This is a genomic window from Chryseobacterium sp. HR92 (assembly GCF_045689405.1).
Classification (GTDB): Bacteria; Bacteroidota; Bacteroidia; order Flavobacteriales; family Weeksellaceae; genus Chryseobacterium; species Chryseobacterium viscerum_A.
The window spans coordinates 190,427-203,111 of sequence record NZ_CP139139.1; the positions used below are offsets into that span (position 1 = coordinate 190,427).

Annotated in this window: 13 protein-coding genes; 9 read left to right on the top strand and 4 right to left on the bottom strand. The window is 36.1% G+C overall.

The features are described from left to right. Positions 1–15 precede the first annotated feature (15 nt). The 7 genes from SFA27_RS00885 (at position 16) to SFA27_RS00915 (ending at position 8,219) form a co-directional block, all read left to right on the top strand. Positions 16–741, top strand: coding sequence for an energy transducer TonB (locus SFA27_RS00885; protein WP_407295519.1), 726 nt, complete (start codon positions 16–18; stop codon positions 739–741). An 83-nt stretch (positions 742–824) separates the two neighbouring features. After that, positions 825–2,261 (top strand): tRNA (N6-isopentenyl adenosine(37)-C2)-methylthiotransferase MiaB, encoded by a 1,437-nt coding sequence (gene miaB / locus SFA27_RS00890; protein ID WP_047424859.1) that lies wholly within the window; start codon positions 825–827, stop codon positions 2,259–2,261. Positions 2,262–2,747: 486 nt separating this feature from the next. Further along, positions 2,748–3,545 carry a tetratricopeptide repeat protein gene (locus tag SFA27_RS00895; RefSeq protein ID WP_407295521.1) on the top strand — a complete coding sequence of 266 codons (798 nt, stop codon included), beginning with the start codon at positions 2,748–2,750 and terminating at the stop codon, positions 3,543–3,545. A 36-nt stretch (positions 3,546–3,581) separates the two neighbouring features. Then, the gene (locus SFA27_RS00900; protein WP_047377260.1) at positions 3,582–4,874 is read left to right on the top strand and encodes a sigma-54-dependent Fis family transcriptional regulator; all 1,293 of its coding nucleotides are present in this window, start codon (positions 3,582–3,584) and stop codon (positions 4,872–4,874) included. A gap of 10 nt (positions 4,875–4,884) precedes the next feature. After that, complete coding sequence (locus tag SFA27_RS00905) at positions 4,885–5,589, top strand: DUF4013 domain-containing protein (RefSeq protein ID WP_047377261.1); 705 nt, start codon at positions 4,885–4,887, stop codon at positions 5,587–5,589. Further along, positions 5,579–6,130, top strand: a complete 552-nt coding sequence (locus SFA27_RS00910) for an LptE family protein (protein WP_407295524.1) — start codon at positions 5,579–5,581, stop codon at positions 6,128–6,130. Before SFA27_RS00905 ends, SFA27_RS00910 begins: the two co-directional genes overlap by 11 nt. A gap of 1 nt (position 6,131) precedes the next feature. Then, positions 6,132–8,219, top strand: coding sequence for a hypothetical protein (locus SFA27_RS00915; RefSeq protein ID WP_407295526.1), 2,088 nt, complete (start codon positions 6,132–6,134; stop codon positions 8,217–8,219). Positions 8,220–8,257: 38 nt separating this feature from the next. On the opposite strand, the gene SFA27_RS00920 is transcribed toward SFA27_RS00915, so the two are convergent. The 4 genes from SFA27_RS00920 to SFA27_RS00935 form a co-directional block, all read right to left on the bottom strand. Further along, positions 8,258–8,866: a DUF4126 domain-containing protein gene (locus SFA27_RS00920; protein ID WP_047377262.1), complete on the bottom strand. Its 609-nt coding sequence runs from the start codon at positions 8,864–8,866 to the stop codon at positions 8,258–8,260. 262 nt (positions 8,867–9,128) lie between these two features. Further along, on the bottom strand, positions 9,129–9,500 hold the full coding sequence (gene rnpA, locus SFA27_RS00925; RefSeq protein ID WP_047377263.1) for a ribonuclease P protein component: 372 nt from the start codon (positions 9,498–9,500) through the stop codon (positions 9,129–9,131). A gap of 16 nt (positions 9,501–9,516) precedes the next feature. Then, the gene (locus tag SFA27_RS00930; protein WP_407295529.1) at positions 9,517–10,242 is read right to left on the bottom strand and encodes a ThiF family adenylyltransferase; all 726 of its coding nucleotides are present in this window, start codon (positions 10,240–10,242) and stop codon (positions 9,517–9,519) included. Further along, the gene (locus tag SFA27_RS00935) at positions 10,235–10,858 is read right to left on the bottom strand and encodes a TatD family hydrolase (RefSeq protein ID WP_407295532.1); all 624 of its coding nucleotides are present in this window, start codon (positions 10,856–10,858) and stop codon (positions 10,235–10,237) included. Before SFA27_RS00935 ends, SFA27_RS00930 begins: the two co-directional genes overlap by 8 nt. Positions 10,859–10,955: 97 nt before the next feature. Here SFA27_RS00935 and SFA27_RS00940 point away from each other — a divergent pair, with 97 nt between their 5' ends. Continuing rightward, positions 10,956–11,585 (top strand): TetR/AcrR family transcriptional regulator, encoded by a 630-nt coding sequence (locus tag SFA27_RS00940; RefSeq protein ID WP_047377265.1) that lies wholly within the window; start codon positions 10,956–10,958, stop codon positions 11,583–11,585. Between the two features lie 103 nt (positions 11,586–11,688). Then, positions 11,689–12,684 (top strand): outer membrane protein assembly factor BamD, encoded by a 996-nt coding sequence (locus tag SFA27_RS00945; protein ID WP_047377266.1) that lies wholly within the window; start codon positions 11,689–11,691, stop codon positions 12,682–12,684. The last annotated feature ends 1 nt before the right edge of the window (position 12,685 follow it).

The following is a 12,685-nucleotide window of genomic DNA, read 5'->3' on the forward strand; positions in this document are numbered from 1 at the left end:
AATTTCAACACAATAATGAAAAATATTTTTCTTATGTTCTTCCTGGTTTCTGTATCTCTGTATAAAGCACAGATCCTTGATGAATACCCGGAAAAACAAAGCTTTTATGAAGGTGGAATCGTCAACTTCTATAAAGATGCCCATGAATATCTTGTTAATAATAAATTTAAGGAATGTGATGAAAAAGAGATTTATCAGCCGAGAATTATTGTAACAGAAAAAGCTGAAGTTAAATTCATCAAAGATTCGGATACAGCTAATATTGCAAGAAACAAATGTGCGTATGATCTGTCCAGGGAGCTTCTTAAAAATCTTAAAAAGTGGAAACCGGCTGAAACAAAAGGCTGGAAAATTGGGGCTATTGCTGAATTTATTTTATATCCCAAGGATCTGATGAGCAATTATCAGCCGGGTTATGATGCCAACAAATTTGTAGCACACACCAAATACCCGGAAGGTGCAAAAGCTTTTCATACAATATTTCATGATAATTTTATGATGATTTTCGAGGATTACCAGCTTAACGGGAAAGTAAATCTTGAATTTTATATCAGTAAAGACGGGAATATTATTAAACCTAGAATTTATCCTGAGGTAGATAATAAAAATTTCAATAATGATTTTATGAGGACTCTTGCAAGGATAAAAAAGGTTTGGATACCAGCATTTTATAAAGATATTCCTATTGTTGAGAGAATTTCATTTCCGGTACAGTTTTCAATAACATTTACTGAAAGATAATCCTGACATTCTGTCACAATATTTTGTATCTTTGCAGACTTATTTATTCGTAATTTAAAATTGCGGACCTTAAATTGATTATCGTGCAGGAAAAATATATAGACGAAACGAAACAGGGCGAAGCTTTTGCCATTGCTGAAAGACCGGAAAATTCTAAAAAACTGTTTTTAGAAAGCTACGGTTGTCAGATGAATTTCTCTGACTCTGAAATTGTTGCATCCATTCTTAATGAACAGGGATACAATACAACAATGAAGGTAGAAGAAGCAGACCTGATTCTTTTAAATACATGTTCCATTCGAGAAAAAGCAGAACAGACCGTAAGAATGCGTCTTTCCCAGTTTAAAAACCTGAAAAAAGAAAAACCGAATATGACGGTGGGGGTTTTAGGGTGTATGGCTGAAAGACTGAAAACCAAATTCTTAGAAGAAGAACAACTGGTTGATCTTGTTGTAGGCCCGGATGCTTATAGAGACTTACCGAATCTTTTAAAAGAAACTGATGATGGAAGAGATGCGATTAACGTAATTCTTTCCAAAGAAGAAACCTATGCAGATATTAATCCTGTTCGTTTAGGAGGAAACGGAGTTACCGCATTTGTTACCATTACCAGAGGTTGTGATAACATGTGTACATTCTGTGTTGTTCCTTTTACCAGAGGAAGAGAAAGAAGCCGTGATCCGCACTCTATTATAGATGAATGTAAAGATCTTGCTAACAACGGATATAAAGAAATTACCCTTTTAGGACAAAATGTAGACTCTTATCTTTGGTATGGAGGAGGGCCTAAAAAAGATTTTGCCAAAGCTTCTGAAATGCAGAAAGCAACGGCTGTAAACTTTGCTCAGCTTCTTGATTTAGTGGCTAAAGCCGTTCCGGAACTGAGAATCAGATTCTCTACATCAAATCCGCAGGATATGAGTCTGGATGTATTCAAAATGATGGCAAAGCATGATAACATCTGTAAATATGTTCACCTTCCTGTACAAAGTGGAAGCAATAATATGCTTGAAGCGATGAACAGACAGCATACCCGTGAAGAATACCTTGATCTGATCAGAAAAGCGAAGGAGATTGTTCCTGAAGTAGCCTTTTCTCAGGATATGATTGTTGGATTCTGTAATGAATCTGAAGAAGACCACCAGGATACTTTAAGCCTGATGAGAGAAGTAGAATATGACTACGGTTATATGTTTGCCTACTCAGAAAGACCTGGAACTCCGGCTCACAAGAAGATGGAAGACAATATTCCTGCTGATGTGAAGCAGAGACGCCTTGCTGAGGTTATTGCACTTCAGGGTGAACTTTCAAAACAAAGAATGAAATCTTATGTTGGAAGAATGCATCAGATTCTGATTGAAGGAATTTCCAAGAAGAACAAAAACCAATGGAAAGGAAGAAACTCTCAGAATGCCGTATGTGTCTTCGATCAGCTTGAAGGGCAGAAAATAGGTGACATTGTGAACGTTTTTGTTTATGATAATACACAAGGCACGCTTTTAGGGAGAACAGCGGAATAAAATTAAGTGTTGATCAAAGCAGTTTATCTTTTTGCAATGCTTTCCTTTGCTCCGGTATCTTGCCAGACAGAGAAAAACGTAAAAAATACCCTGCTACTGTAGGTGATATCGAATTTGATAAAACATGGGATGATGCTGATTTTAAAAAATGCGGCTCAGAAAAATGAGGACATTTCAGCTTTCAGTATTATCAGGGATCAAAAGAATTTAGCTACAAAGGCGAAAAAATTGCGGTCAGCGAAAAATATATATATTCTGAAAAGAAGATCAGCGGTTATATTACCGTAAGATTTTTAGTAAATTGTGAAGGAAAGACAGGCTTTTCAGATTACAGCACATGAGCTCAGATCTGAAAGATACTGTACTGGATGAAGAATTAGAAAATAAGCTGCTGCAGTTTACAAAATCACTCGATGGCTGGATGCCGAAAGAGATAATAAGGTTTAAAAGTAGATTATTATCAATATCTAACCTATAAAATTGAAAATGGAAAAGTTTCAGAGGTATTACCTTAGCTTTTTGTTACTTATCGTTTACACCAATACTATTGCACAGGTCAACTGTAATGCAGTAGAGGGTGAGAACTGCAAAAAAGCGTGTGAGTTATACAACTGGGCTTCAGATTTACAAGGTTTCGCAGAATCTCAGGAAGGCTTTGATAAAGCGATTGAGCTGTGTCCTGATTTTTCCCACGCTTATATGGAAAAAGCCGTTCCATATCTTAAAAATGGGGATTTTGTAACCTGGAAAATTTTAATTGATAAAGCAGTTGCTTTAAACCCCCAAATGCATCTTGGCTATAGGGGCTGGACAAAGTTTCAGTTTTTACGAGACTATAAAGGTGCTATTCAGGATTTAGATGAATTAAAAAAATATTATCCCGGAGACTTAGGAAGGTCTCAAAACGGGGACTATAATCTGGATGTAGTGAGAGCTATGTCCTACAGTGCATTAAGTCAGAAAGAAAAGGCTGCAGGGATTATAGAAAGGCTTCTGGCAACCAGAGGTTATGTGAAGGGAATGTTTGATCATTACCAGTTAGGAGTGACTTATTTCGAGCTGGGAAGGTATGACAAAGCCCTGGAAAATTTTGAAAAACAAAGCAAAGAATACAACTTTGCCGAGAATATATACTTTAAAAGTAAAGTTTCTAAGATCAGAAACAAAGATTATTTAGATTTAAAAATGTTAGCCCTGCAAACGTATGATGAAGGACAGACGATGAAAGATGTCTACACTCATCACTTTAACAAAGTCTACAGAAAAGAGATTGAAGAGCTGTAGAAGATTAACATTAAATCAATAATCAAAAATTTACTTATGAGCAACGAGTTACAAAACATAAAAAACCGTTTCGGAATTATCGGGAATTTTCCGGCACTCAACCGGGCACTGGAAAAATCTATTCAGGTAGCACCTACAGATATCTCTGTGCTGGTAATAGGAGAAAGTGGTGTGGGAAAAGAGTTTATTCCGAAGATTATCCATTCAGAATCCAAAAGAAAGCATCAGCCTTATATCGTGGTCAACTGTGGAGCAATTCCGGAAGGAACCATAGATTCTGAACTGTTCGGACACGAAAAAGGAGCTTTTACAGGAGCTACTGCTACAAGGAAAGGGTACTTTGAAGTTGCAGATGGTGGAACGATCTTTTTGGATGAGGTAGGAGAACTGCCATTACAGACGCAGGTTCGTCTTTTAAGAGTTCTGGAAAGCGGTGAATTTATGAAAGTGGGTTCTTCACAGGTGCAGAAAACCAATGTGAGAATTGTGGCTGCTACCAACGTTAATATGATGAAAGCAATCCATGACGGAAGATTCCGTGAGGATTTATATTACCGTTTGAATACCGTTCAGATTGATATGCCGCCTTTGAGAGAACGAAAAGGAGATATTCATTTGCTGTTCAGAAAGTTTGCCATAGACTTTGCAGAAAAGTACAGAATGCCGGAACTGGAGCTGGAGCAAAGCGCTGTTCATTACATAGAAAGCTATTCCTTCCCTGGTAACGTCCGCCAATTAAGAAACTTGGTAGAGCAGATGACTGTTGTGGAAAGAAACAGAAATATCACTGCTGAAAAACTTGCCGAGTATATTCCTATGGAAACACACCTTCCAATGGTGGTGAACAATCAGAATACTCCTAAGCAGAATGATTTTGGAAGTGAAAGAGAAATCATGTATAAAATTCTATTCGATATGAGGAATGATATTAATGATTTAAAATCCTTAACTTCGGAATTGATTAAGAACAGAGGAACGGCAGATCTGAGTAATCATGAGAAAAATCTGATCAACAGGATTTATACCCCTGAAACTCAGCCGCAGGTCAACTCAGGGTCTTTGGTGTATTTTGAAAATAATAATAATGATGCACCGGTAGTTCAGACGCCCACGATTATCTCGACACCTGATGACAGCTATGAAGATATTGAAGATATCGAGGTTGAAGAAAACAGACCGGAGTCACTTTCTCTTCAGAACAATGAAAAGGATTTAATTATCAAAGCATTGGAGAAACATAAGGGACGTAGAAACAGAGCTGCAGATGAATTGGGAATCTCACAAAGAACTTTATACAGAAAGATAAAACAATATAACCTGGAAGATTAGCACATAAATAATGAAAGTAAATTTAACACCTAAACCGATCAACTTTAAACTCGGAGAATATATTAATAAAGGTTTTGAACTTTTAAAGAAAGATTTCGGAAATATATTTGTAGCATTTTTAGTGTGCTTTATCATGTCGATTATTCCGTTCTGCGGGCTGTTAGCGATGGGTAATTTATACAAATACCTTCAAAGGCTGAGCAGAAATCAGCCGGCAAGTCCCGGAGATATCTTTGATTTTAAAGACTTCATGCCCTACTTTATGTTGCAGTTAATTGTTTTTGGAGGTGCTTTATTGCTTTACATTCCTTTATTTGCTGTGCTGGGTGTATCAGGGGCAATGTCAGAAGGTAATGAACCCAATCCAATGGTAATGCTTTTTGTATTCCCTTATATGTTTTTATTAATAGCAGCGATATATTACTTTGTATTAAAGGGTTTTTATATTATTCCATTAATAAGTCTTAAAGGAATCAAAGAAATAAAAGAAGCCTGGAATATTTCAAAAGTAATGACCAAAGGAAATCTGCTGTCAATTTTTCTTTTCTCATTAGTAGTAAGTATTTTAGCACAGATTGGTATTATTGCCTGCGGGATAGGAATTTTTCTTACCCTGCCATTTTTATACACGGCAAACTATTTTGCTTATGAAGATGCTATTCAACAAATTGAGTACGATGAAATTATTGAAATTGGATCTAAAAATGAATTTTAAAATTAAAAATATCAGCCTGAAACAATCACTGCGTACGGTAATGCTTTTTGCATTGCTGGGAGTTTTAAATTCTTGCTACAGTTTTACCGGATCGTCTCTTACAGATGAAAAGACGGTTCAGATCAATGAATTTCCCAATAATGCACCCCTTGTAAACCCTGCGTTATCCCAACAGTTTTCTACAGCAATACAAAACAGATTCCTTCAGAGAACAACCCTGAAAGGCACAAAAGAAAATCCTGATATCCTGATAGAAGGAGAAATTACAGACTATTCCATTACTCCTACCACAATCAGTTCCAATACCCAGACAAACCCTTCTGGCGGGGTGATTCAGCAGGCACAGAATAAACTTACGATTACAGTAAAGGTACACTATGAAAATAAAATTCATCCGGATGCAAGTTTCGACAGAACCTATTCCGATGAAGCAGCTTTCAACAGCGATGTATCACTAAGTCAAATCGAAGACCAGCAGGTAAAGCTGGTAACAGATAGAATTATTAATAAGATATTTAACGACATTGTAGCGAATTGGTAAGATGAATCCGAGAGTTTTAGAATTAATAAAAAATCCGAAAAATATTCAGTTAGAAGACCTTGGTCTTTTGAAAGAAGAGATTCATACTTTTCCTTATATTCAAAATATCAGGGCACTTCACTTGTATGGAGTCCATCTGTACGAAAAAGAAAATTATCAGAAAGAGCTTTCTATAACAGCAGCATATACTACTGATAAAAAGATTTTATATCAGTTGATCAACGGAAAGATCAAACAAGAGTCTAAATCAGAGATTGTTGAAGAGAAGAAACCTTCTAAAATAATTGAAAAACCCGCTCAATTAATCCCGAAAACCAAATCCTTCCCTATCAAAAGAGAAGAGGAAATTTCTCTTGGGAAACCAACAGAAGAGCAGGAAGCGGCATGTATTTTACCCACTGCACAGGAGATTAAGCATATTTATGTAAATGGTGAACGAAACAGAATTTTATTTGAAGGAGAAGAAAACTTCCTTGATGAGCAAAATTCTGAAACAATAGATATTGAGTCTACTCTGGAATCAGGAATTTTGGTAACCCAAAAAACCGAACTTGTTGGAGAGTCTGTTTCCAAACAAAAAGAAGAGAAATCAGAAGAAGACTATACACCGGAAACTATTATTCAGGAAGATCATATTTCTTCAGAAAAAGAAGAAGAAAAAATTGATGAAGAAGAAAATACCAGCTTCCATGAGGTTTCTCCTTTAGTACCAGAGGAAAATATTGAAGCAGTAGCAGGATCAGCCGATAACGAAACTATATCTGTTTCTGATGAAGAACCTGCTCCGCAAGAAATACAAGCAGAAGTAGAAGAGAATGCAGGAGAAAACTTTACGTCAGAAACCATTGTTGATGAAGGTCCGATTTCTGCTGAAGAAGGAAATAATAATGAAGAAGAATCATCATTAGAAGTATCCGATGCCGAAGTAAGTTTCCATGGAACAGATTCATTCATGCCTGATGTTAAAATCCAGGCCAACAACGAAGAAATTTCTGAAACAGCTGAAGTTTCCCAGCCTCATGTGAATAAGCATGAAGAGGAGATGAGACGTCTGATTGAAGAAGTTGAGAAAAAGATGAAGGAGGCTAAACCTGTTCCTCAGGAAGAAAAGGCAGAGCATGAAGTGGTTGAAGACCATGAAATAAGCTTTGCTGAAACCCAAAATTTCCATTTCTGGTCAACAAGTGAAGACAAACCTGAGGAAATCAGAAAAGAGAAGGCTCAGGAAGAAACTGCTGAGAATCAATTACCTTTAGAAGAGGAACCTAAAGTTGAAATTGCTGAGGAAAAAGAAGAAGAACAAGAAGAAACTTTCGAAGTTCAGTCTGTATGGAAGCCAATGAGTTTGGAATCCAATATGCCTGATTCATTAATCAGCAAATCTAAAGAAGTACCGGCTCCTGAAGTAAAAACTCCAGCATCAGAAATAATCACTGCAGCAAAGCCGGAAATAATAATCGAAGAGGTACAGCCTTCAGAAACCGTAAAAACTGTTATAGAAGCGGTTCAGGAGGAAACTCTGCCTGTAGAAGAAGAGACAGGCGCTGTTGAATCATCTGAGGAAGAAAAAATAGCTGCAGAAATTTCAAAAGAAGAAGTACCTGTGATGAATGTTTCTTTCTTTGGAACCGATATTTCTACCCTCAAGGTTGAAGAAACGCAGAAGGAAGGTAAAAAAGAACCTGTAGAGCAAATGCAGGAAGTTACTATGAAGGAAACAACACAGCCGAAATTAGACAGTAATGTTCCCGGTTTTATCAACACCTGGCAAAGCTGGCTTAAGATTGACAGAACGGAAGAAATCGTAAAGGAGGAAAAAACTGAAATCATAGAAAAGGCTATTGAAGCCTTTATTGAGAATAATCCTAGAATCAGCCAGCTAAAAGAAGAAAGTTCCTATGTTGTTAAAGAAAAGAACGACGATATCTCGCACTTGATGACAGAGACGCTGGCGAATCTTTATTTTGAACAGAAATTATATACAAAAGCGATAAAAGCGTTTGAAATACTAATCAAAAAGAATCCTGAGAAAAAAGAATATTTTGAATCTAAAATTCAGGATATTAAGGACTTCAGAAGTAAAAATTAAATAAAAAAGGTACTGCTCTAAACAGTACCTTTTTTTATTTATAAATTCTGTGGGCTATTTTTATTTCCTCTTAATTTTTTCCAGGCTCTCCGCCCAAAAACAATAACAAGAATTAATATAATTATTGCAAAAATTGCTGCGATAACCGGTGCTGCCATGGCAAGAACAGACATAAGACCTGCTCCGGCTGTTTCCGTGGTTCCTACCACAGAATTTCCCAATCCTCCGGTTGTTGCCGTAGAAGCTGCCCGTATTCCTGCAAATCCGGAGCTGATTGTGGCTGCTGTACCTCCACCCGCAATTAACGCCAGTGCCCATTGTGGAAACGTTCCCAGTTCAGCAAACTGACTGGCAAATAATATAGAACCTGCTACCGTCGCCATCGGAATAGAGACCGCATCCAGCAAATGATCAATAAAAGGGATATAATAGGCCAGGATCTCGGCTACTGTAGCAATTCCTGTTGTAATCAACGCAGGAAGACCTGCAAGCCACTCAAAATGCTCATTCATAGGAATCCAGTTGAAATAAGACGCAAGGCTTACGATAAACATCGGGAGAAATACCCTAAATCCCGTAGCAGCGGCCAATCCAATTCCAATAAATGCACTGATGATATAAGAAAAATAGGGAATATTATCTAACATATTAATTTTCAGATTTAATGTTTTCCCTAAATTACAAAAAGAATATGATATTTGGAGTGCTATTAATTTCAGAGTTTCGGATACGAGATACGGGATACGAGTTTTAAGCTTTGCTATTCGTGATTTATTATAGAATAAAAAACAAAGTATCTACACAATCATCCGTGTAAATCTGTATGATCTGTGGGAAAATAAAAAACCTGCCTGATTCGCATAATCTGCGAGATAAAATACCTCACAGATCTCTTATTCTAATGAAAAATTATTTTTTTTGTGCTTCACAAAGCTTTATAAATTGAGCCTCCACATCCTGAAATCTCGGAGGTATTTCAGGGGATGCCCAAAATAACATAGCCATCGTTTTTTCTCCGAAGGCTTGTTTAAATAAATCCTTATTCAAACGGTAGCATTCTCTAAGCAATCTTTTGATGCGGTTCCTGTGTACAGCTCTTTTAAAATATCTTTTAGAAACAGAGACTCCAAATCTGGGGGCTTCTACAGGAAGATTGGGCTTATCTTTCAGAATAATAATTCTCAGATTTCCGCTGGTTCTCCATTTGCCCTTATCAAAAAGCAAACTGATTTCAGTATTTTTTTTGAGCTTTTCCGCTCTGGGATACTTGGAATTTGTCATTTACAGAGTGTAAAATTTAATCCTGATTTAATAAATGATTAATCACTTCTGAAGCGGTGTATAGTCCGAAAATAGCAGGCATATAGCTTATTGTTCCGTAAAAAGATCTTTTATAATTGGTTCCGTCAGTCATTTTCAAACTTTCTTCATCCTGAATATCATTGGCAAAAACACAACGAACTCCTTTATCAATTTTTACTTTTTTCAGCCTTTTTCTTACTTGTCTTGCAAGGTGGCAATGTTCTGTTTTGCTGATGTCTCTTACCATTACTTTGCTTGGATCAGTTTTTCCGCCGGCTCCCATTGAACTTACGATTTTTATCCTTCTTCTTTTGGCCGCAATAATCAAGCAAAGTTTTGGAGTAACGCTGTCAATGCAGTCCAAAACATAATCAAATTTTGCGGAATCCAGAACTTCATCCATTCTCTCCGGATTCAGAAATTCATTGATTTTCGTTAAATTAAGCTGTGGGTTGATGTCAAGAAGCCTTTCAGCAACCACATCCACCTTATGTTTTCCGATAGTAGAGTGTAGAGCAGGCAGCTGTCTGTTGATATTAGTAATGTCTACCGTATCACCATCTACAATCGTCATATTTCCTACTCCGGCTCTCGCAAGAAATTCTGCGGCAAAAGAACCTACTCCGCCCAGGCCTACCACAAGTACATTCGCCTTTATCAACTTATCCAATCCCTCTTCTTTTATCAAAAGTTCAGTTCTTTCCAGCCAGTATTTATCCATTTTTTATTGAGTGTAAATTTTCTAAAATTTGTTCATTCAGTTGTTCCGGAGAAATGCCCTTTATTTCCGAAACTTTAATGTACAATTCTTCAATGTTAAAGTCTTCATTGTCAGTTTCTAAAAAGATTCTGTCTAATGGAGTGGTTTTTATAATATCCTGCAAAGATAAATTATACAAAACAGCTTTTCCAAAACTCAGGTAAAAATTATTACTCAGAAGGTCTTCGGCAATTGTGCGTTTTTTATTGAAACCATGGATAACCATTGGCTGTTCGGCCTTCTTTTTAAAAGAAATGACCTCATAAAATTTTCTTACACAATGAATAATCAAAGGCTTTTTTACCTCATTTGCGATTTTTATTTGTCTTAAAAAAATCTCCTCCTGAATTTTCTGATCTATGGAAACCAAAGAATCCAAACCACATTCACCAATAGCAAAACAGTTTTCAGAAATCATGTTTCGCATCCATGAAAATTGCTGTTCTATAGTATTAACATCAATATCTTTTGGGTGAATACCTACGGAATAAGGGAAATCAGGCGGAATTTCTTTCGACAGATTGTAAATTCCGTTTCTGATATATTTTTTATGATGGTGAAAATCAAAAAATTCCATATTCAAAAATAAGAATTTTTAAGATTTAATCTAAAATTATTAAACGATCGTTTATAAATGTGTTAAAAATTTCTTAACTTTACTCAAAGTACACTTCATGAAAAAAAAATTTACGGAAAAACAGATTCACATACTGGATATTGCAGAAGAACTCATTGCAAAAAAAGGATATGAGGGTACTTCTGTAAGGGATATCTGTTCCAAAGCAAATATTAATGTCGCCATGATCTCTTATTACTTCGGTTCTAAAGAGAAAATGATGTCTTATCTCTACCAGTACAGAGTACTGAAGACCAGAGAGAATTTTTCAGAATTTGCAGATACCATTAAAGATGGGAAACCGGAAATGCAAATGCGGGAAATGATCAAATATATTGTTTCTCAGCTGTTTAAGTATAACTATTTCCATGGGTTTGTTACTCAGGAACTTCGCCATACAGAAAACCTGAAAGATGAATTGCTTGATTTCTACCAGTTATTTGTAAAAAAACTGGATGAAGTCATTAAAAAAGGAGTAGCTTCCAGTGTTTTTACTTTTACTCCCAAGCCTGAAGATATCCTTACCATGATTATTGGATCCACTTTATTTGTAATCAGGAATAAAAACTTCTATGAGCTATATGTTCCGAGTAAAAATGAAGAAACATATACCAAAGAAGCTGAAAAAAAGGTACGAATGAATCTTTTATTAAGTGTTTTTGCAATTTTGGGATACGCTGCAGACTAAAATTACGTTAAATATTCATAAAAAAAAATCTATTGACAAAAAAGTTATATTTTTGCAAATTAGTAAATCGGCTGTATAATCCGAAAACTGTTGAACTTTTTATATGAAAAAATATATTTTAGGTCTTTTTGCTGTAGCGGTGATTTCATCTTGTGTAAGCCAGCAGGAAAGAGCAATGAGGAGTGCTGATAAAGAATTTATCTTGAAGGCAGCTAATGAAAACTTTGCTAAGAAAAAGTGGAAAAATGCATTGGCTCTTTATGACAGACTTGCAAATCTTGTGGCAGGAACAGATGATTTCCCGAATGTAGGTTTCAACACTGCTTATGCCAACTATTATGATAAGAGCTATAAGCTGGCGGGGCACCAGTTCAAAAATTTTGCAGTTAGTTTTCCAAAAGATCCGAGAGCTGAAGAAGCAGCCTATATGTCTGCATTGTGCTATTATGAAGGGTCTATGGATTACAACTTAGATCAGTCTAGTACAGAATTGGCGATCAATGAGCTTCAGGATTTCCTTAACAATTATCCAAACTCTGAAAGATCTAAGAATATCAGCCAGCTAATTGATGAATTGTCTTATAAGCTTGAGTTTAAAGCATATGAAAATGGAAGACAGTACTTCAAAATGGGAGAGTATAAAGCCGCAAACGTAGCATTGGAAAACGTTCTGGAAGATTTCCCAAGTACAAAACTTCGCTCAAAAATTTATGATTATATCATGAAATCCCGCTATGAACTGGCGATGAAGTCAATCTATAATCTTAAAGCAGAACGTATTGAAAGTGCATTAACTTATACAAGATTTGTAGAGAAAGAACTTCCTAATACAGAATATTCTAAAATAGCTACAGATCTTAGGGAAAAACTGGAAAAGGAAAAAGAACATTTTGCTGTCGTTAAAAAAGAAACAGATGCAAGAATTGCAGCTTTGACAGCAAGACAGAAAAAAGAAGCTGAAAAATTGGCTGATCAAGGTAAAACGGAGCAGCAAGTTAAAGATCAGATTAGCAATGAAAAGAAAGCAATGCAGTTACAGAGGGACAGTGCAGCACTTAAGACCCCTCCTCCAGCAGCGACTTTCAAAATTCAAAGATAAT